At 44.2% G+C, this 20,479-nt stretch carries 23 protein-coding genes; 18 read left to right on the top strand and 5 right to left on the bottom strand.

Annotated features, from left to right (window positions below):
* Positions 1-176: 176 nt before the first annotated feature.
* The 10 genes from NST58_RS06300 to NST58_RS06345 are packed head-to-tail and all read left to right on the top strand — an operon-like array spanning position 177 to position 10,537.
* The gene (locus tag NST58_RS06300) at positions 177-1,340 is read left to right on the top strand and encodes a hypothetical protein (RefSeq protein WP_076185824.1); all 1,164 of its coding nucleotides are present in this window, start codon (positions 177-179) and stop codon (positions 1,338-1,340) included.
* Positions 1,333-2,565 carry a CpaF family protein gene (locus NST58_RS06305; protein WP_076099051.1) on the top strand — a complete coding sequence of 411 codons (1,233 nt, stop codon included), beginning with the start codon at positions 1,333-1,335 and terminating at the stop codon, positions 2,563-2,565. Before NST58_RS06300 ends, NST58_RS06305 begins: the two co-directional genes overlap by 8 nt.
* Positions 2,566-2,594: 29 nt before the next feature.
* Positions 2,595-3,398 carry a type II secretion system F family protein gene (locus NST58_RS06310; RefSeq protein ID WP_076099050.1) on the top strand — a complete coding sequence of 268 codons (804 nt, stop codon included), beginning with the start codon at positions 2,595-2,597 and terminating at the stop codon, positions 3,396-3,398.
* A 13-nt stretch (positions 3,399-3,411) separates the two neighbouring features.
* Positions 3,412-4,284: a type II secretion system F family protein gene (locus NST58_RS06315; protein WP_172628783.1), complete on the top strand. Its 873-nt coding sequence runs from the start codon at positions 3,412-3,414 to the stop codon at positions 4,282-4,284.
* A 13-nt stretch (positions 4,285-4,297) separates the two neighbouring features.
* Positions 4,298-4,486 carry a Flp1 family type IVb pilin gene (locus NST58_RS06320; protein WP_036681690.1) on the top strand — a complete coding sequence of 63 codons (189 nt, stop codon included), beginning with the start codon at positions 4,298-4,300 and terminating at the stop codon, positions 4,484-4,486.
* Positions 4,483-5,154: a TadE family protein gene (locus tag NST58_RS06325; protein WP_339246763.1), complete on the top strand. Its 672-nt coding sequence runs from the start codon at positions 4,483-4,485 to the stop codon at positions 5,152-5,154. Before NST58_RS06320 ends, NST58_RS06325 begins: the two co-directional genes overlap by 4 nt.
* A gap of 27 nt (positions 5,155-5,181) precedes the next feature.
* Entirely contained in the window at positions 5,182-7,410 is a 2,229-nt protein-coding gene (locus NST58_RS06330) for a hypothetical protein (protein WP_339246766.1), read from the top strand.
* Between the two features lie 18 nt (positions 7,411-7,428).
* Positions 7,429-8,409: a TadE/TadG family type IV pilus assembly protein gene (locus NST58_RS06335; RefSeq protein WP_036681693.1), complete on the top strand. Its 981-nt coding sequence runs from the start codon at positions 7,429-7,431 to the stop codon at positions 8,407-8,409.
* Between the two features lie 25 nt (positions 8,410-8,434).
* Positions 8,435-8,944 carry a prepilin peptidase gene (locus NST58_RS06340; RefSeq protein ID WP_036681695.1) on the top strand — a complete coding sequence of 170 codons (510 nt, stop codon included), beginning with the start codon at positions 8,435-8,437 and terminating at the stop codon, positions 8,942-8,944.
* A gap of 18 nt (positions 8,945-8,962) precedes the next feature.
* On the top strand, positions 8,963-10,537 hold the full coding sequence (locus NST58_RS06345; RefSeq protein ID WP_076147972.1) for a DUF6382 domain-containing protein: 1,575 nt from the start codon (positions 8,963-8,965) through the stop codon (positions 10,535-10,537).
* 27 nt (positions 10,538-10,564) lie between these two features.
* On the opposite strand, the gene NST58_RS06350 is transcribed toward NST58_RS06345, so the two are convergent.
* Together NST58_RS06350 and NST58_RS06355 are read right to left on the bottom strand one after the other, a co-directional pair.
* Positions 10,565-11,476 carry a TIGR01777 family oxidoreductase gene (locus NST58_RS06350; RefSeq protein ID WP_339246770.1) on the bottom strand — a complete coding sequence of 304 codons (912 nt, stop codon included), beginning with the start codon at positions 11,474-11,476 and terminating at the stop codon, positions 10,565-10,567.
* 39 nt (positions 11,477-11,515) lie between these two features.
* A complete protein-coding gene (locus tag NST58_RS06355) occupies positions 11,516-11,977 on the bottom strand; it encodes a DUF2621 domain-containing protein (protein WP_036681700.1) in 462 nt (153 codons plus the stop codon).
* Between the two features lie 172 nt (positions 11,978-12,149).
* Here NST58_RS06355 and NST58_RS06360 point away from each other — a divergent pair, with 172 nt between their 5' ends.
* The 5 genes from NST58_RS06360 (at position 12,150) to NST58_RS06380 (ending at position 17,266) form a co-directional block, all read left to right on the top strand.
* Positions 12,150-13,259, top strand: coding sequence for a deoxyribonuclease IV (locus NST58_RS06360; RefSeq protein WP_036681702.1), 1,110 nt, complete (start codon positions 12,150-12,152; stop codon positions 13,257-13,259).
* Between the two features lie 65 nt (positions 13,260-13,324).
* The gene (gene purU / locus NST58_RS06365) at positions 13,325-14,224 is read left to right on the top strand and encodes a formyltetrahydrofolate deformylase (protein WP_036681703.1); all 900 of its coding nucleotides are present in this window, start codon (positions 13,325-13,327) and stop codon (positions 14,222-14,224) included.
* Positions 14,225-14,399: 175 nt separating this feature from the next.
* Positions 14,400-15,149 (top strand): SAF domain-containing protein, encoded by a 750-nt coding sequence (locus NST58_RS06370; RefSeq protein ID WP_036681705.1) that lies wholly within the window; start codon positions 14,400-14,402, stop codon positions 15,147-15,149.
* A 12-nt stretch (positions 15,150-15,161) separates the two neighbouring features.
* Positions 15,162-16,226 (top strand): hypothetical protein, encoded by a 1,065-nt coding sequence (locus NST58_RS06375; protein ID WP_076304499.1) that lies wholly within the window; start codon positions 15,162-15,164, stop codon positions 16,224-16,226.
* Positions 16,223-17,266 (top strand): ATPase, T2SS/T4P/T4SS family, encoded by a 1,044-nt coding sequence (locus NST58_RS06380; RefSeq protein ID WP_339246775.1) that lies wholly within the window; start codon positions 16,223-16,225, stop codon positions 17,264-17,266. The genes NST58_RS06375 and NST58_RS06380 overlap by 4 nt, the downstream gene beginning before the upstream one ends.
* Here NST58_RS06380 and NST58_RS06385 read toward each other — a convergent pair.
* The 3 genes from NST58_RS06385 to NST58_RS06395 form a co-directional block, all read right to left on the bottom strand.
* The gene (locus tag NST58_RS06385; protein WP_339246777.1) at positions 17,250-18,461 is read right to left on the bottom strand and encodes a tyrosine-type recombinase/integrase; all 1,212 of its coding nucleotides are present in this window, start codon (positions 18,459-18,461) and stop codon (positions 17,250-17,252) included. The two genes, NST58_RS06380 and NST58_RS06385, sit on opposite strands and share 17 nt — an antisense overlap.
* Before the next feature lie 81 nt (positions 18,462-18,542).
* Positions 18,543-19,016: an ImmA/IrrE family metallo-endopeptidase gene (locus NST58_RS06390; RefSeq protein WP_339246780.1), complete on the bottom strand. Its 474-nt coding sequence runs from the start codon at positions 19,014-19,016 to the stop codon at positions 18,543-18,545.
* A gap of 20 nt (positions 19,017-19,036) precedes the next feature.
* Positions 19,037-19,393 (bottom strand): helix-turn-helix transcriptional regulator, encoded by a 357-nt coding sequence (locus tag NST58_RS06395; RefSeq protein ID WP_339248752.1) that lies wholly within the window; start codon positions 19,391-19,393, stop codon positions 19,037-19,039.
* 194 nt (positions 19,394-19,587) lie between these two features.
* Here NST58_RS06395 and NST58_RS06400 point away from each other — a divergent pair, with 194 nt between their 5' ends.
* The 3 genes from NST58_RS06400 to NST58_RS06410 are packed head-to-tail and all read left to right on the top strand — an operon-like array spanning position 19,588 to position 20,280.
* A complete protein-coding gene (locus NST58_RS06400; protein ID WP_339246783.1) occupies positions 19,588-19,830 on the top strand; it encodes a helix-turn-helix transcriptional regulator in 243 nt (80 codons plus the stop codon).
* On the top strand, positions 19,817-20,023 hold the full coding sequence (locus tag NST58_RS06405; RefSeq protein ID WP_339246786.1) for a helix-turn-helix domain-containing protein: 207 nt from the start codon (positions 19,817-19,819) through the stop codon (positions 20,021-20,023). Before NST58_RS06400 ends, NST58_RS06405 begins: the two co-directional genes overlap by 14 nt.
* Positions 20,024-20,079: 56 nt before the next feature.
* On the top strand, positions 20,080-20,280 hold the full coding sequence (locus tag NST58_RS06410; RefSeq protein WP_339246789.1) for a hypothetical protein: 201 nt from the start codon (positions 20,080-20,082) through the stop codon (positions 20,278-20,280).
* Positions 20,281-20,479 lie beyond the last annotated feature (199 nt).

Here is a 20,479-nt window from a genome sequence, read left to right on the forward strand (position 1 = left end):
GATGTGCGAAAAAACTTATTGCTGCCTTCTTATATATATGCTACTATAGCTGTAAATTAAAGGGATAGTAACGGAAGCACCGTTCAATGTACCGTATCCACGGTTATTGTCGGTGCTTTTTTGCTGTCTTTTTTTTGACAATATTTATAAATTTCTTGCGAAAGGAGAGAGGTTTTATGGCGGCAAGGATTGTACTCGCAGTGCGTGAAAGCCAATATATCGAACCATTGCTACACTATCTTCATCATAGTGAGTATGGAGAAATGCTGCGAATCACGGCTTTTAGTCGGCTGGATGCTTTTATCGATTTTATGAGGGGAGAGGATATGCCGGATGCTGTTGTAGGTGACGTTACTTTTATCGAGGCTTGGCTTGTGGAGGGAAGAACTAAGGTGCCTTGGGCAGTTTTGAGTGAGGAGGGAGCTTATCTTAGCAGGAGTTCTAAAAGCCTGGCTGGAGGCATCATGATTGCGAAATATCAGGCACTGCCTTCTCTGCTGGGAGCATTTATTCAACTATGTGAAGTGAAACGAGCTAGAGGTTCCTCTGTATTAGATGAAACGCTGCTGCTCGGTATCGTCTCCTCAAGCGGGAACACGGGCAAAACCACAGTAGCTATGAATATGGCTAAGCAGCTAGGTGAATTGGGGCTTTCGGTCTTTTACTTGAATCTTGAAAGTGTGGACAGCAGTGGATTATTTTTACGGCCCCCTGCAGGAAATACGCCTGGACTAGAGCGGCTCCTTTATGAAATCAAAGCCAGCCGGGATAAGGGCGGAGCCGATACGATTGATTTGGGGCAATACGTGATTAGGTATGATCACCTTCGAAGTGCTGCTTTTAGGCCAATTATTAATGTAAAAGAAATGCTGCAGATGACTACGCAGGATACGCTAGATTTGTTGGCGCTGTTGGTTGCGGAAAGAAATTTTGACGTAGTTATAATAGATACCGGCAGTATTGAAGAAGAACGTGCCAAAGCTGTGTTACATAAATGCGGAATTCTATTGTGGGTAGTTAGAAATGACGAGGTAAGCATTCATAAGACCATGAGATGGCTATCCCATTGCAATGCTCCTAATTCTGGTATGCCCAGCCAAGTGATGGACAAAAGTAGATTTGCCGTGAATTTTGCCGCAGAGGGTTTAGAGGTGTGGGCACCTCCGGAAGGAATTACCGTTGAAGGTGTACTTCCGTATATCCCATCTTGGACGCTGCAGCACCGTGAGGAGCTTTTTCTGAACTCACCACAATTCCAAAAGGAGATCTTACAGCTGTGCAAGCAGATTATAGAACCGTCGCTTCCGCAAGTATTCACTGGTAAGGGTTTACATGAATGAGGAAATGTTTAAGGCACTTCGCAGTGACATCCGGGCAGGATTAGATGTTACTTCTGCAGTTGGAAATCGTGAACTCACCCAATATATTGAAAGGACAATTTTGGACAGCGAAAATCTGCGTTATTTAACAGCACAGGAGAAACATGAGCTCGTGAAGAGATTGTTCGATTCTTTTCGAGGATTGGATGTACTCCAGCCCTTAGTGGATAATCCGGCGATCACTGAGATTATGATTAACAGCCATACTGAGATTTTTGTAGAAGAGGAGGGGCAGATTCGTCGTCTCCATTTGGAATTTGAGTCCAGCAGCAGGTTGGAGGATATTATCCAAACGGTTGTATCCGGTGTGAACCGGGTTGTAAATGACTCTTCTCCTATCGTTGACGCTCGGCTAAAAGACGGATCGCGTGTAAATATCGTGCTTCCGCCGGTAGCTCTGAAAGGCCCGGCGATGACCATTCGGAAATTTCCTGAAACACCGATGACGATGCAGGATTTAGTCCGTCGTGAAGCCTTAAGCTTGGAAGCTGCAGAGTTGCTGCAAATTTTAGTGGCTGCTAAATACAATATTTTTATTAGTGGCGGGACCGGCTCTGGGAAGACTACTTTTCTTAATGCATTATCTCAGTATATCCCCCCACAGGAGAGGGTCATTACGATAGAGGATTCCGCTGAACTGCAGATTGTAACCGTGCCGAACCTTGTTTCACTGGAGACCAGGAATGCTAACACGGAAGGTAGAGGGGAGATTTCCATCCGAGATTTGATTCGTTCTTCTCTGCGAATGCGCCCTAACCGGATTGTTGTGGGGGAGGTACGGGGAGCGGAATGTCTCGATATGCTGCAGGCTATGAACACCGGACACGATGGAAGCTTGTCTTCCGGCCATAGTAACAGCGCACACGATATGGTCAGCCGACTGGAGACGATGGTGCTAAGTGCTGCGGAGCTTCCGGTAGCTGTTGTTCGCCAGCAAATTTCATCCGCAATTGATATCTTCGTACACTTATCACGTCTCCGTGATCGTTCCAGGCGGGTGATGGAAATCAGTGAGGTTGCGGGGTTGAAAGACGGGGAAGTGATCTTGAATCCCTTATATGAATTTCAAGAAGCTGGTGAACGAGAGGGAAGGGTGCAAGGGGGGCTGCTTCCCTGTGGTAACCCATTGTTGCATACAACGAAGCTTAGGATGGCTGGTGTAAACTCCTATCCATTGGCTCAATAGAGATGCAAAATTTCAGAAGGGGGGAGGTCATGCTTAAGTTTAAATTTGTTGCTGCAAAGCCTGTAGAAGCGGATCCTGACGGTCCTTCGTTATTACCAGATTATAAGGTATACGAATTGACCTTGCTGCAGAGGATTCTGACCCTTACTGCAGGTGGACTGCTGATGTATGGAATTGGATATCTTTTTTATCATCATTGGCTGCTGTCGTTGCTGCTTATGCCTGGCGGAGCTTATGCCCCGCATATGCTGCGTAACTATCTACTGAAAAGACGTCGAAATGCACTGAATTTACAATTTAAGCAGACTTTATTTTCGCTGTCTTCCTCCCTTTCAGCTGGGCGTTCGGTGGAGAATGCATTCCGAGAGGCGGTTCAGGATTTACGTATGCTCGACCCGGAGGGAAGCAGTGATATGATCTCCGAGTTAAACATTATCTGTGCACGCATGGAATATGGACAGCCTGTGGAAGAAGCGCTGCGGAACTTTAGTGAAAGAGCGGGAATGGAGGACATCGAGCGATTCGCGGATGTGTTCTCGGTCTGTAAGCGTACTGGTGGTGATCTTGTAGAAGTGGTGCGCCGTACATCAACGATTATCGGTGAGAAGCTGGATATTCAGCAGGATATTGCTGTAAGTATTGCTCAGAAGAAATTTGAGGCTAAGGCACTGCTTATAGCTCCGCTGATCATGGTGATGTTTATGAGTTTGACGGCTGGAGAATATATGGAGCCAATGTATACAGGAGCGGGTATAGCCATATCGACATTAGCGCTTGTTGCTTTATTCCTATGTTATCTCTGGACTACTAAAATAATGGACATTCCACTGTGAAGGGGGTGAAATCATGCGCTGGCTATGTGCGGTGGTTACTGTTATTTTGCTGATAGTCTGGGTTCTACTGCGAATTCAATGCGGCAACAGATATGTCGCGTTACGCAGTCTTCCTATGGAAGGATTACGGCTTCGGAAGTTAGGCGAACCGTTATTACTGCTTATTGAGAAGAGTGGTATCGCCAGTCGGTTTCCCTCACTGTTGTTCAGAATTCAGCGTTCTCTACAGCGCAGTTATGGGATGCGTTATAGCGCAGAGCGGACCCTGCTGTTCATGGGTGAGATGCTAAGTTACAGCTGGCTGTTGCTTGTAGGTGGAAGCTTGATTACAGCATTTAGTGGCGAACAGGCAGGTATGATATTGGGTGTGTTTTTGGCAATTGCTCTACCAACCGCTATGGTCAGTGATCTGCACAAAAAGGTGAGAGTTAGGGAGCAGAATATTATGCTCGAATTGCCAGAGCTGCTGAACAGTATTGTGTTGTTGGTTGGCGCAGGAGAGACCGTGCAACGAGCTATTATTCGCTGTGTGGAAAGCCACCGGGGGGATACGAATCATCCTCTGTATAAGGAGCTAATGACTATGACTAGTGAATGGGAGGGCGGATATTCTTTCCAGCAGGCGTTTGAAAATTTCAGCAAGAGATGCGCTGTGCAGGAGGTATCGGTATTCACAACGACAGTTTTGCTGAATTATCGCAGAGGTGGAGCGGATTTTGTGCTATCGCTACGTGATCTGTCGCGGATGTTGTGGGATAAACGAAAGGCTCTTAGCCGGACGCGCGGAGAGCAAGCATCCTCTAAATTAGTTTTTCCGATGGTAGTTATCTTTTTAATAGTAATTGTACTGGTGGGAACGCCAGCATTTTTGATGTTAAAAATGTAGGAGGCTGAAGCTGATGGTATCAACAATGTTGGACAGTATGAAGAACTTTTGGGAAGACGAGGAAGGTTTAGGAACTTTGGAGATGATTTTGATTATTGCTGTCTTGATTGCAGTTGTTCTTTTGTTTAAGGACAAAATTCAAGAGGTAGTAGAAGCCTTAATTAAAACGGCGGGTGAAAAGAGTCAGGAAGTATTCGATTGAACAAGTTTAAGGGTGATCAAGGCAGTTTTACTATTGAAGCGTCACTTCTGTTGCCGATCGTCATGTTTATTACGATGCTTCTTTTGTTTTTTTGCTTGTATAGCTATCAGAAGTCCATGCTGTTGCAGGTGGCTTCAGGAGCTACTGAACGGGCGGCTTACAACTGGGACAACAGTCACAAAGAGGTCTCTGGTTCTTACATGGCTGGTGAGTATGACTCCCTTTATTGGAGAATTGGGGATGATGCCTTGCTAACCTCATTATTCGGTGGAGAAGCTGGCAGTGCTAGCGTGACAATAGAGTTGCCCGGTGAAGTATCAGAGAAGAGTGATTTGCCAGTGCTTAAACTGGGCCATTCGTCTACCATGATTCCGGATAATATGCCAGGAACTATGCGTTATGCTCACAGCCTTACAGGACGGAGAGTAAAGACCGAGTTAAACCGTCTGCTGAGCTTACCTGTGCTTGATAAGGTTCTATCGGATGAGGCTAAACCAACTGTTGAAGCCCAGTCTATCATTGTTGAGCCTGTCGAGTTTATTCGTACGGTCGATCTGATGCGTTATTTCGGAGCTAAATTTAAAGGGGGCTCTGAGGGCAGTGGATCAGCAGTCTACATGAATAAGAAGGATGCTTCTGCTATGCTGACCAAGCTTCAGGATAAGTAAAAACTCTGTTCAAGGGAGGGGGTTATAATGAAAATTATAAATACGGGTTGTCCTGCTAAGGGCAAAACAGAAGGCTCAGTTACAATTTTTCTAATCATGGTGCTGGCTTTCGTCTTTCTGTTTACTGCTGTGCTGATTGATTATGCGCGAATCGCTGCGTTCAACGTTCAGGAGGAACGATTAGCGAGAGCCAGTGTCCGCTCTGTTATGTCTTCATATCATGTTGAATTGCGTGAGAGATACGGTTTGTTTGCATTCGGTGATAGTGATGGTGATCTGCTGCTGTCCAAAGTGCTCAATGAAAATTTGCATAAAAGTGGGCGGGGGGATACGTTCAATCTCTTACCCTTTGCACTGGAATCCTCCTCCTTGGAATGGAGCCGGCCGCTGGGAAGTTATGATGTTTTTCGTCATCAAATACTGGAAGAGATGAAATATAAGGCTCCGGTTGATTTCGCCTTGGAGCTGGCAGGTAAATTCAAGCCGCTGTCGGGCGTAATGGCAGAGGCCTCAAGAGCTACCGAATTACTCAGTAAGCTGCAACCTTTATATGATGAACGTGAAGAGAATTTGGATCTAATGTTAGAGCGGAGAAGCCAAGCGGCGGAGAGTGGAAGAAGAGTACTACTATGGATTATGAACCCGCCCGGGGATTCTATCTCGGCCCATTCGCTCGGAAGCATGCAAGCAGCCGCGGATATACCAGCACAGTATAGTGACTATCTCGGGAAATATTACGACGATCTGTATCGTGATAGTAAAAAGCCTGCAAAGTACACTTATCAGTTGGCACTTTATCAGAGCCGAACTTCAGAGATGTTGTCGCGGCTCCCATCCTTATTAACAACCTTTCGTGAAGAACATGGACAATCAATGGAGGAAGCAAAGGATGCGTTCAACAAGGCGCAGCAATTGAATGACGAGATGAGAGATGTTTTAGCAGCTTCCCGAATTAGTGGCGTAAATCTGGCAGATGATCCTGCTAAGGACTGGGATATTCCGGGAAACTCGGGAGAAATAAGTGCTGAGCCACTTAAAAAGCTGCATGAACAGGAGGACGCCTTAATCCTCTCTTCGGCTGACATTAGTAGTATGGAGAATAGTTTATTTAAGCAGCAAAGTGCGTACGAGTCCATTGAACCGACGGTAACAGGATTATCAGGAGTGTTGCATGAAGCTTTGGGAGTCAACGGCGATTCCTACCAAATGAACTCCTCTGTTCTAGGGGCTTCGCATGTAGTGGACAACTATTATAAAAAATACGGTAAGAAGGGAAGTGTTATCGCTAGTGATTTGGCTTTTCTTGAAGAGCATCGCAGCTCGGATAAAGCACGTAAGCAAGTAGAGTGGGAAGCCAAATCCAAGCTGGGCGAGGTTAGAGCACTGCTGAACAAAATTAGAATGTTAGGTAGCGGAGCGGCAGCTTCGATGGAACGTTATCAAATCCTTCATCAATTTTATGAGGACAATGTTTCATTTAACAACGGATTGGAGTTTCAATCCTCTGATAAATCTGAAGTATCCTCAGATCTCTATGCTGCTGGAAGCTCGGCGATGAAGGATATTGACGGGATTTATGCAGCAATGAGTGGCATTATGGGGGGCGCTAGAGACAGGCTTTTTCAAACAGAGTATTCCGCGCTTTATTTTCAGCATTTTGATGTTTCAAAGTTAGCTAGTCTGGCACTGAATTCTCTGGAAGACACTAGTGAGCTCACAGATCAGCTTGATCCTCGCGCTCAGGAGCTGGAATACATTTTATACGGATTTCATAATCCCGCAGGGAATGTGGCCGCAGCCTATGCCGAAATATTCGCGACGAGGTTGTCCATTCGCACAATGGAAGGATTTATAGAAAAGGCAACCTTGGGAAATCCACTGGCTGTTCTAGCGGCGGCACTGTTGTATGGAATCCAGCATGCCATTCAGGATATGTTGCAGCTTTGTGAGAAGGATGCGATTCCTTTATCCAAATATATGCCGGCGCAGCTGACTTACCGTGATCATCTGCGACTGTTCATGATAATGCATGGAGGCGGGGAAGTGCAGCTATCGCGGATGCTGGCTCTAATTCAACTGAACACAGGAATAAATCCAGCGGAAAGAAACACCTATGTATCATCGGACATTAAGCTCCAAATGCAGTTATGGTTTCTGCCAAGTGTAGTTAAAATGTTGAATTACACTGCTGGTTTTCCGGGAGAGGTACAAGGGAATAAGTATCTGAGGGCAGTAAAAGCTGATTATTCTTATTAGCGGGAGGTTGGTAAGGAGATGGGGGATGGGTATGGAATCAGAGGGGAAGACAAGGAAGAAGGTAGCATGGTAGTAGAAGCGGCGATGGTTCTTCCGTTCTTCCTGCTATTCGTCCTGTTCCTGATTTCTATCGTACAGATGACCTTGTATTCGACAGCTTTGCAAAGTACAGCATCAGACACTGTAAAGTCTATTTCAACTCATATGTATCCTACGGCTTTGGCGGTGCAGAAATGGGGAATATTCAGCGAAGTAAGTGATGATTCAGGAGGGGATGACAGTGATCATTCTGCTGGCCTGAATTGGACTATTCCTCGCTTGTCACTTACTGATTGGGGCGATAGTTATGCTGAGTCTTTACCCAAGCCGTTAAATGAGTGGGTTATGTCGGCTTTAGAAAGTGGTGAGGGACCGTTGCAGAAGCTTCAGGCAGAGACTAGTGAAAGTGTACTTGATCTTGCGATCAAACCTTTATTGAAACCATACCTGACATCAGATTTACTGGATTATGAGCGAATTCATGTATCTAATGTTATGGTGCCGGAGCTAAAAGAGGGTACTCGTCCCTACCTTGGGCTAGTGGTTAGTTATAAGCTGCCGATGAAGGTCCCCTTTCTAAACCAAAGTATTGTTTTAGAAGCAAGTGCTGTTGAACGTCTCTGGATCGGGGACACGGGAGAAGGCACAGCCAAGGAGGGGAACGGTACTGGCCAACCAGATGAATTCATTGAAATCTTAGAAAAGCCGAACCCGGCTGTAGCGAATAAGCAAGGCAAGGTTCGTGCCAGAATACCGCCGAATGCTTCTGCCAGCTTGTCAGTCTTTTATAAGAGCGGGGGCAGTACTGCCAAATATTTAGGCTGGAAACAAGCGGATGAAGATGGATATATCGAGTGGGAATGGAAAATTGGTGTAAATACCACACCGGGCTCGTGGCCGTTTGTTATACAACTGGATGATGGTAGATCTGTTGAGGTTATGTTCACAGTAGTGAAGTGAAAGGGTGGAAAAAGGAGTGTAATAAATGGCAGAGTGGACATTTTGGGGATGTCTACCGTTTTTAGCAGCGGCACTGATTACAGATTTGAAGTCGATGAGAATACCAAACTGGATCACCTTGTCAGGCTTGCTCACCGGTCTGCTTGCACAAGGGGTGATCAATAGCTGGCATGGACTGCTGTGGGCTTTCGGGGGAGCTGCTGTAGGATTTACAGTCCTTCTGATCATGCATTTAATAGGGGCGGTTGGCGCGGGGGATGTTAAGCTTTTTGCTGGAATCGGCGCGTGGACAGGGATGTTGTTTACGCTGCAAGTCGTGATGTACTCCGTACTATTTGGAGCTTTAATAGGCTGGTTAATTGTTTTAAAGAGACGGGAGGCGGTCAGTCGTTCACGTAAGATCATCAGCAGAATTTCTGGATTTATTTTATGGAAGAGCCCGTTTCTATTAAAAAATAACGATAGTGAACTGTTGAAATTCCCTTTCATGCTGGCTGTTATCCCTGGTTCCATATGCGCTTATCTATACTTTTAGTTCGGGAGCTGATGTTTGTTGTTCGGATTAACCCGTGATTTTATACAACAGGATGGTATATATATGATCCTTGGTGAACCCGAAGGAATACCTGCGGAGAAGCTTAATTTGATTCAGGCACGCATGCTGATGAACACCGACATTCCTCATCATTTGAGGCTGTTACTTAGAGAAATAGATATGAAGGTTACTATGGAATACGCTGTTTTACGCAAAAAAATGCTTAGTCATCTACTCAAAGGAGAAAAGCTAAGTATGAGCTCATTTTTCGGGTTATTGCTGCAAATTGCCCAAGGCATGGAAGATGGCAGGTTATATATGCTGCGGGCGGAACAGTATGCTTTGCATGCAGATTACATTTTTATTGAAGGGTCGTTACAGAGCGGTAAAGTATACCTGACCTACATACCCATTCAGGAGAATAAGTCTGGTTCAAAGCTTGGAGAGTCACTCAAGTCACTAATCATGGTGTTAATGGCATCTATCACAGAGCTAACTGGCAGTGGTGTGCAAAGACTATTGCAATATTGCAGTGAAGAGGGATTTACTCCAGCTGGCTTAAAGATTCTTTTATCAGAGTTGCTGACAGAAAGAGAGCCCGTTACACCTGAAAGACAGCTTCATGAAGGCGTAAAAGAATATCTAGTGAAAGAGGCAGCAGCTCCACCATTAAGAAAAATATATGAGCATCGCGAAGATAAGGGATTGGAGCAGCCGACTGCTACTCCTTGGATCAGCAGCTATCCTAATCTTAAGATAAAAGAGGAGGAGAGCGTGTCTCTAAGCTTGGAGGATGAGCAGGTAACGAATCCGCAAGCCTCAAGCTCAAGAACCTATATAGTGCTAGGGTGTCTATTAGGAGATGCACTACTGTGGAAGTTTCTATATTTGGATAGTCCAAAGCCGTTATGGCTTGCCGTCTGTGTAGTTGTGACGATTGTATTGGCTGTTTTAAGCTGGATGGTTTGGAGCGGAAGGCTAAAGGTTGGTAAAGAAGATGAGGATTGTCTGAGTGAGGATTCTGAAGATACTAACTGTAATCCGAGTCGGAAAGAATTGGAGTGGAATTTTGGCAGGAACCCTGTGGCTTGTACACGTCCTCCAACATCAATTCCAAAGATAACTCCGCAATCCTCAGATTCAGCAGCTAACGTTCCGGCAACCCGTCATGAATCACTAGCAGAGGAACATTGTTCTGTTAAAGCACCAGAAGCCATAGCACCAACAACTTTATTATCACGGGAGAAAATGCCTGAGCAAGGACGACAAATCGAAAAGCTGGATCAGAGTATTCCTTATCTTCAAAGAAGCGGTGAGGAGGGTGAAGAGGCGGAAATGATCGAGTTAAATCGAACTAGCTTCATTATCGGCCGATCGGCAGAGGTCGCTCAATATGTGGAAAGATCAGAAGGAGCTTCTAGAGTACACGCTGAGATATCTAGAAGCACCAGCGGATATATTCTCAAGGATCTTGACTCCAGAAATGGAACGCTTTTTCAAGGTGAAGCCATGATCCCGTATAAAGAGTATCCACTAACAGAGGGGACCACATTTAAAATTATAAAAGGAAGCTACACATTCCATATAGTATGAAGGTGAGTTCCAACGATGAATGTGGCTCTACAATTTTTGTTTTTTCAAATCTTCTAAAGCGACTTGAAGTGTAGGGAAGGTAAAGTCAAAGCCATGATTTAATGCCGCTGCGGGCAGGACGCGCTGACCTTTGAGTAAGATTTCGGATAATTCTCCGACTGCTGTTTTTAACAGGAAGGCTGGCAAAGGGAACCAGTGCGGCCGTTTGTAGACTTTGCCAATCGTCCTTCCGAACTCTTCGTTCGTTACCGGATGTGGAGCAGTCGCATTAACAGGTCCGTTAATCGTGGGATTTTGCGTACAGAAATCAATTAGACGGACGATATCCGTCAGATGAATCCAAGAGACCCACTGCTTTCCGGAGCCAATGTTACCGCCAAAACCTAATAAATAAGGCAGCTTCATTTTGGGGAATGCTCCGCTCTCATTGCCGAGCACAACTCCGGTACGCAGCTTGACCACGCGGATACCATGGTAAGTTTCATCTGAAGCCTCTTCCCATGTCTTAACTACTTCTGAAGGGAAATCCATGACCTGGGCTGGTGAGGACTCACTAAAAGTATCCTCTAAAGAGGTACCGTAAATCGCCACGGAGGAAGCCTGAATGATTACGGAGGGCTTTTGCTTCATTTGATCTACTAATTTAGCTGCTGCGGAAACGGTTGCAAGTCGGGACTGCATAATCGCTTTTTTGCCACTTGGACTCCAGCGCTGGCTAAGGGAAGCTCCGGCGAGATTAATTAGGGCAGCTGCATTTTCCACTGGAGCGGGATTAGAACTTAGACTGTCCCAGGTGTGGTAACTCAGCTTAGGATGAATTGTTGTTGCGTCTTTTGGTAAATTCCGACCTACAATAGCAACTTCATTACCTGCTTGCAGCCAGTATTTTGCTAGTTCGCTACCTATAAAACCGGTGCCGCCACATATCACATATTTCAAAGGAGGGCCTCCGTTCTAAATCGTACAATTCATTAAAAATTACTTAAACAAATGCTGGTAAGCAGAGTAATCGATTTTATTCTTTTCGAGAAAATTGACAAGAAAACGGTTATCGCGCCGCGGTGTGGCAACTATGTAACCTTTAATGCAGTGATCGCGAGTAACTTCTTTTGCATTACTCTCGACGGCGATTTTTCCGATCTCGGCAGCAATAGAATGCTTCGCAATATCACGAAATGGACCAGGTACAGGCTGAACAAGCTGGTCCAAAAAGGCTTTTGTTTCGTCACTCCAGAGCGGGCGGCTACGTTCCACCCAGTAATTTTGCCAGTCTAGCTTTGACTTTCCATCAGCTTTGGGCAGGACCTTTAGGAATTTGCGGAACATAAAAAAACCGCCGATACACATGGAACCAAGCAGCATAAATGTCCAGAAAGCGATAGAGTTCATAAACCAATTGCTCGGTGTGGATAATAAACCAAGTCCTGATTGGATAAACATGCATACACCACCTTTTGGCAATGAGGATTCTCACACGAATTATTCTCATATTAAAGTATAGCTTATTTCCAAAGTTTTGCGAAGCAGAACCCGGCATATTGGCCTCGTCTAGATTTATTTTTCCGATCACGGTAGAATAGGGGTTAATTCGTGAAGGAAAGAGGGAAGAAGTATGCTGAAAATAGGTTCACATGTGTCTTGCTCGGACAAGGGTCTTTTGACCGCAGCAAATGAAGCAAATGAGTATGGTTCCAGCTCGTTTATGATATATACAGGAGCGCCGCAGAATACGCGCCGCAAGCCGATTGATGCCATGTATCCCAACGAAGGGAAGCAGGTTATGAAAGAGAATGGTGTAGAGGAGATTGTTGTCCATGCACCTTACATTATTAATCTCGCTTCCTATAAAGAGAATACGTACCAACTGGCTGTTGATTTCCTGCAAGAGGAAATACGCCGTACCCATGCACTTGAGGTCAAGCATATTGTATTACATCCAGGTGCGTTCACTGATAAAGATGCTGAATATGGTATTCAGCGGATTGCAGATGGTCTGAATGAGGTGCTTGGAGGCACGAATGAAACGGAAGTGCATATCGCTCTAGAAACTATGGCTGGCAAAGGAACAGAGATCGGCCGCAGCTTCGAAGAAATCGCTTCTATTATTGCTAAGGTCGAACATAACGAACGTCTATCGGTCTGTCTTGATACTTGCCACATTCATGATGCTGGTTATGATATCGTTAATGATTTGGACGGTGTTCTCAACAAATTTGATGAGACTATCGGGTTGAATCGTCTTGGTGTAATCCACATTAATGACAGTAAAAATCCATGTGGCGCTCGCAAAGACCGTCACACGCCAATTGGCTCGGGTTGGATTGGGTTTGATACGATTAACAAAATCGTACACCATGAAAAGCTGGAAGGTCTGCCTTTCATTCTGGAGACCCCATGGATTGGTAAAGATGCTAAGACACAACGTCCGATGTATGAGGTGGAGATCGCTTTGCTGCGTGGTAACGTAGCTGAACGCTTTGGACCGGAATTCGTGCAGGATGTTGAAACATTACGTGAATTTTTTGCCAAGCAGGAGATTGATTCCCGTCAATATGTACTTAATGTCTGGGAGCTGCTGAAGAACGATGCCAAAGCTAAAAAAGCTGATCCACGTGAACCACTGGAGCGTCTGTACGATGAAGTTGTCGCTGCCCAGTTGTTCCCGCAACTAAGTGAGGAAGCTATTAATCATCGTTTAATTGCTTGGTTAGCAGGCAATTAAGTGCTCGTGAACGCTTAAGCTATACTTCAGATTGCGTATGTAGATGAGAGGATGGGAAGAGGGTCATGGAATTACACGTAAAAAGAAACAATTCGTCAGGTGTCGAGCATTATTCCAACCGGGCACGTATGCTCATTTCCTGTCCTGACGGACCGGGAATTGTGGCGGCTGTATCACACTTTCTGTATCAGCATGGCGCAAATATTGTGCAGTCGGATCAGTATACGATGGATCCAGATGGTGGAATGTTCTTTATGAGAGTCGAGTTTGACCTACCTGAATTAGGCGATCGTCTGGAAGAGATTCGCTCTCAATTTGGCGGAGTGGCGGAGCGTTTTAAGATGGACTGGAAGATCTTTAATGTTCGTCATAAGAAGAAACTTGCCATATTCGTCTCTAAAGAAGACCATTGTCTTGTTGAACTGCTCTGGCAGTGGCAAGCGGGCGATCTCGATGCCGATATTGCCCTCGTCGTTAGTAACCATTTGGATATGAAATCTTATGTCGAGTCGTTTGGCATTCCATTTCATCATATTCCAGTCACAGCGGATACTAAGGCTGAAGCAGAAAAACGCCAGTTAGAGGTCATCGGAGACGATATCGATGTGATTATATTGGCACGGTATATGCAGATTATCTCGCCGTCCTTTATTGAGCATTATCGCCATCAGATTATTAATATTCACCACTCTTTCCTGCCTGCCTTTATTGGCGGCAATCCATACGCCCAAGCGTACCAACGTGGGGTGAAAATAATCGGGGCAACCGCTCACTATGTTACTGAAGAACTAGATGGTGGACCGATTATTGAACAGGATGTGCAGCGGGTAAGCCACAGTGATGATGTTATTGAGCTGAAACGGATTGGACGTACCATTGAACGTGTTGTTCTGGCTCGTGCGGTGAAATGGCATATCGAGGACCGGATTCTCGTCCATCAGAATAAAACTGTAGTATTTAAATAAAGGTATTCTCCGGTGAAAGCAACGGTTATGCCCGAGGGCTTTCACCGGAATCCTTTAATTTAATAGTTCACTAAATCTCTATCAGGTAAAAAAGCATTTTACCAGCAGCTTGGCTATTTATGCCAAGGTGCTTTTTGTCGTTCTCAAAAATCATGTAGTTAAGGAGGTGGAAGGTTTGGCGTTACAGCGGGGACGTTTGTTAAAACGTAATTATTTTTTCGCAAGTCTCATTTTGATTACTGGATTCGGGGGATTGCTAGGTTATGATCTCTATTTCAAGCCCTACGTGCTTTCCCAAACCGTGGTCAAAGTTAAGGTGCGAGCTGGGGAGTCTCTACCTAAAAATTATGAGCTGAAAGCAAGTGATTTATATCTGGATTCTGTTCAGACCAAGGACATACCCTCTGGTGTAATTACGGAAATCGCACAAGTGGAGTACAAAATTACGAATGTGAATCTGACTAACGGTAGTATTTTGACAGCATCACTGGTGGATGTTAATGATTTAGAGCCTTTGCAGGATGAAGGTATATTTCCTATTCCGAAGGAGGCTATTTATGCCATCAATGGTTCGTTGCGAAGCCGGGATAAGGTAGACATTTATCTTGTAGAAGGTGAGCGAGAGAAGCAGCGAGAGGCGCTTGGTTCAAATACAGTTAAAAAAGAAAACGAGGAACAGGTGAAAGAACAAAGCTTGCTTAGCGATCCTGCTAAAGAGATCTTTTTATCTGGAGTTACCGTGAACTATGTGCGAACAGAAGACAATAATGATGTGCAGGATTCTGAGAAAGGCAACAACAATAACCGATTCACTTCTACTGGCAAGGTAGCGACACCAGAATTGAAGCTGAAGAAAAGTGAGGGTCAACGGCTAGGGCAATTTTTGGAGCAGGGCAAAAAGCTGTGGATCGTACGGGTAGAGTAGGGGGAGATTGCCTTGAAAATATTTAGTCTGGGCATAGATCAGTTAACGATTAATGATATCAAAAACGCGGGATTTAATGTAGTTACACAAAACGTGTATCCCGATCCGGCGCATACCGAAGGTCATATGTTAATGGTTACTAGTGACCAGGTACCTGTTCAAGCGCTTAGCGAGCTGCGACACAAATATCCAAGCTCTATGATCCTGTATTTATATCTGCAAAAGGGAATTCGCGGCTATCAAGCTGTGCATATGTTATGTGAAAGCTTAGGTTTATATTTTATTCCTCCTCGTTCTACCTCGTCAGCAGTGATAGAGAAGATTCGTTTTATCCTGGAAGAGGATGGCGAGGAACGGAGCAATTTGGTTGGCTTTTTTGGCTCAGGTCCAGGCATTGGCTGCACGAGTGTGGCGAAGCTGTTCGCAAGACGAATTGCTGCGGCAGGTCTACGTGTTCTTGTACTTGGTTTGGATTTATATGACCCCGGGTATGACCGAAAAGCGACGATAAGTCTAGACAAACTGCGCCCCAAGCTTACAGGGAAGATGATTCATGATGAAGATTTCGAGCAATTGATTAGGCAGGATGGCTATTTGTATCTACCGGGGAATTACGACTACTTAAGTGTCCAGGATTATCTGGAGGAGGAGATCGAATATTTCTTGGCTAGAGCTGGAGCAAATGCGGATGTGGTTATTGCTGATTTCGGTTCAATTCCCGAGAGTGCTGCGTGGTATGTCGGTATGCAAAAGTCGTCGTTACGTATGATTGTCACTCATCCTAAACATGAATACAGATTAGAACCTCTATTCGAGCTTGCGGGGCATATAGATCTGCGTCCGCATGATTTCCAGCTGATCATTAACCGCAGTAATGTGGAGGAAATATCTTCGTCCAAAAATATGGCCCTTAGATTTGGCACTGAAATCTTGCTGGAGCTACCGTATTACCAGCCCTTGCAGGAAAGCTTGCCTCTAGGCAAAAAAGAGCTACAGCATGTGGATGATAAGGTACATTCTCTATTGGTGTCGATGGGATTAGCGCCAGAGGCCAAAAAGAAAGGGATATTTCTATGATTGAAACTCTCGCGAGTCGTCCACTCTTTTCTCTAAAACAAAGCGTGCTACGCACTAGTAAACCGGGCAAGGAAGATTTCTATGCTTTTTTACAAAAAATGAAAACCGAGATGAACGAAGGGTTAGAACGTGAGGATGACGCTTACTTCGAGCTAAATGCAAAGGCTTTGATTGGCGATCCGCTGGCAGTTAGCTTTTTTATGAATAAGATTGAGAAGTACTTACGAAAAACACCTTTTACTGGAAAGGTTCCAGAAGCGTACCGAACGGCGGCAGAGGCCCTGTATCACGAGTGGAAGGGTTTTGGACCAGCGTATCGTTGGTTTACTGATCGTGCATACAGCGAGTCAACCGGATTACAAATGATTGGGAAGCAAATTTTTTATAACCATAAAGGTGAGTTTATAGCTTATCCGTATGAAATGCCTTCACTGGATCGGGTGGAGCAGCTGAAGCGTTCCTTGCTAAAAAGTGATCCCAATAAAAAGCTGAACAAGGATAATCCTTCGGTGGAGTTCAAAATGGATGATCCGCTCTGGCCAGGTAGATTTATTCGGCTTGCGATTTGGGTATCACCTAGGGTCTGGGAGGGTTTTACTACGATATCACTGCGGCGACAGGTTGTAGAATTCCTGGATTTGGAGGATCAAGCGGGTACGGAATGTATTCCTGCCGAGGCGGTTGAGTTCATTCGGGCGTTATCGTCCACATTTCGCAACACCATTATTGCGGGTGCTGTAGGGTCAGGAAAAACAACCTTTGCCAATACGATCGTTGGTGAGCAACTGCTTGGCTCTTCCTCCTGCATGGGAGTAGTGATGATAGAGAAACATCCGGAATCCATTTTACCGTATCAAATTAAAGGGCATCGAATTATTCCAATTCAAGCTGCGAATGAGGAACTGATGGAGGTGGGAGTAGAGTCGCTGCGGCATGACCCAAATATTTTGTATATGACAGAGATGCGTTATAACTCGCAACAGATCAACGTTTTCTTGAGGTTTTCCCCACAGGATCCCCACACTATAAACCATTCATGAGTTTTTCAAATTTTTCAGGAGCTTCTTTTCTTCTCTTCTTGGTTACGTGCAAGTAAATCAGACGGGTTACTTCGTCGCTACTATGACCCATTCGTTTTTGTATTGTTTCAAGCGCCACTCCTACCTCTGCTAATAGGGACACATGAGTATGCCTTAAACTATGGGGGGTCAGGGCTGATGGAAGACCCGCGATTTCCAAATAAGTTTTCATTCTCAAAGTGATGTTTGGATGAGCTTCGGGGTATCCTGGATTTCTTCTGGTGTTTACGAATAAGAATCCAGCATCGTAGTAGTTTTTTCGATTTGCCATTTTAAATTCATTTAGCCATGCAATTTGATCATCAACAACATCAATGACACTATCGGTAATATCAATTTCTCGTCGTGATGCTTTTGTTTTAGGTGTGTTAATGACATACTCTTTAATCTTCTTTTTACAATAGAGCGTTTTTGTTATAGATATGAATTTCTCAGACCGGTTAATATCTTTGTTTTTATTTAGTGCGCTCATTTCACCGATCCGTATTCCTGTATAGGCCATTAGAAAGAAGAGATTAAAGTCCTGCCTATCTCCATGTTCCTTTACTGCTTTCAGAAATCTTAGTAATTCCTCCTTTTCCATATACTTTGGAATCTCAGTTTTATTTTCTAAATCTTCAACAGTAGTTTGATAAGTTGGTATCTCAGCACCAGAAGTGGGGTCTGATTTAATCATTTCTAATTCAACGGCTTTTTTGAAAATAAGTGAGCAAGACGAATTGAGAAGCTTAATTGAGTTTAATGAATAATTTTGCTTCTTTTGATCATCGAGCATCATTTGGTAATCCCTTTTTGACACTTCTCCAATTTTTTTATGACCAAAGTATTTTTTGCACTTTTGTAATTCACGCATACGAATATCGACAGTTGTATTTTTAACCTTGCCAGTTGCTTCGTACATTTTAAGCCACTCCACAACAAAATCATCAAATACGATATCCTTTTCTTCGAAGTAAGTTCCGTTTAATAACTGGGCTTTAATTTTAATTCCTGCTTCAAAAGCTTCCTTTGCTGTTGGATAGCTAGGAGTTTCTTTTTGTTTTCTCCCTTTTTTTCCAGGTACCGGAACACTGTAGCGATATGTATGTCTACCATTTTCCGAACGTACGCCTGGATACTTTATTTCCTCCCTAGGTTCCTTTGGTTTTCTACCCATAACTAAATTCACCTCCTTTCACGAATATATGTTCTATTGAATTCATATGTGAAGCCGCCCTATGCGGCTAATAATCATAGGTTATTTGAAAATTTTTATTACCGCGACGGGATCGAAGTAAATTATGTATTCATCATTTTCAGGCTTGTACACTGTGCAAGGTCCGTATACTTCCCAATAGTGATCAATTGCATTGATTAGAAAATCATCTGTCACACCAAGTAACTCAGCAAATTCATAAATATTTCTGACTCCGGCTTCATGTCCCAGAAGAAAAGAGGAAAGTGGCACTAATTCTTCATAGCCCCAGTTTTTCGCCTTCTTTTCTTGCTTCCTTTGATTAATGCAGTCTTGCATCAGAATATCTCCTGCACTGGTTTCGTGATGTCCGATTTCCTCGATGAGTGTGCAAGCTTTCTCTGTCTTCGATTCAAGTCTGCTATCGATGCAAATAACTCCGTCAGCATATATGCCCCTTAATTTACCCGCTAAGGGGCGCTCTATGACTTCTATTAACAGAAGGTGAGCTTTTTGAAGTAATAGATCATATACCATAACACCACTCCTGATAGCAGTTACTTGTCTGAGGATTGTTGGTTTTTCTTTGAGCGAACAAACTCTTTGAATTTTTCTATTTCCATTAGTTCTTCGTCAGTCCAATCGTATCCGTCATGATGGGCCGCAATGGTTTGTATCTCTACTTCAGCCTCGTCCTCACTCTTTTTTGACATCTCTTGTAGTTCATCCACAGTTATTCCTAAAGCACGGCATATTTTAATTACATTATCGACAGATGCCTTTCCAATTCCTCTGGTTAGCATTGATTGCAGAGTAGTAGGCGGAATACCAATTTCGTCAGCAAAAGCTCGATTGCTGGGATAGCCTTTTTCTTTAATTAGTCGGACTAATATTTTAGCTCTCTCCAATTTAATACTCACCCTTCGTTTTAGATGTGAACGATAAATCGTTCATGTGTTTATAATACATGAGTTGTATATAGTTGTAAAGTATTTTTGAACGAAATTTAGTTCATTTGAACGAAATTTAGGTTGACTGTGACCGTTATATCGTTTATAGTCAACTCATCGCAAACGAAATTGCGTTCATTGCGAAAGGAGGGAATAGGGTGTATAGCAATCTTCGAGTGGAAATGTTAAAGAAAAATATCACTGTGTCAGATATTGCTAAGACTCTGCAAAAACGGCGTTCCACCGTTGGTGACAAAATTAACGGGAGGTACAGAATGCACGTCGACGAAGCTTTTGCAATTAAAGACGCTTTTTTTCCAGAGAGCAGTATTGACTATCTTTTCGATTCTTCGGATCAAACGGAAGATGAGAGGGGGGAGGTGAGAAATGATGGATCTTAATGATATGCCGAATCTATTAACTGCTGAACAGGCTGCTGGCTACTTAGGGGTCTCCCGAAGCGCAATCTACAGTTGGTGTAGAGCTAACAAGATGCCTGGGATTAAGTTGAACGGGACCTGGAGAATTCGGAAAGATGCCTTCGTGGGTTGGTTGAACGAACAAGAGAGGGCAAGCTGCAGTTCTCAGGTGTAGCCCTATCAGCCATCATAACCACATCATATGGTTTTATACCTGAAAGGAGGTACCCCATGAGTAAAAAGAAAAGCAGATACCCTGATCTGACAACTATATTTCAAAACTGTTTGAATCGTGGTTGTACGCCAGAGCAAATACAAGACTTCACTGACCGTACTCGTCGTAACTGGTTGGATAATCCAAGTATGTTGGCACTCATTGATGACTTAGAAGTAAGGTATATAACTTCTCTAGGTGAAGGCAAGGAGGTTTAGTTACGTGACAGTAATCATATGCAGTACAGTCAGATGCCCTTATCCCAATTGTGGTCATACAGGTGATGTAATCACAGTCAATCATTGCCGCACTGCTCATAAAATGGAGCGCAAAGAACTGTTCGGGAGATTCGGTAAACCGCAAAGTATCGGATACGATCCTCAAGCCGCAAACAAGAATCTAGAAGGACACACGCCA

Origin of the sequence: Paenibacillus sp. FSL R10-2796 (genome assembly GCF_037965315.1) — a bacterium.
Taxonomy (GTDB): Bacteria; Bacillota; Bacilli; order Paenibacillales; family Paenibacillaceae; genus Paenibacillus_AQ; species Paenibacillus_AQ odorifer.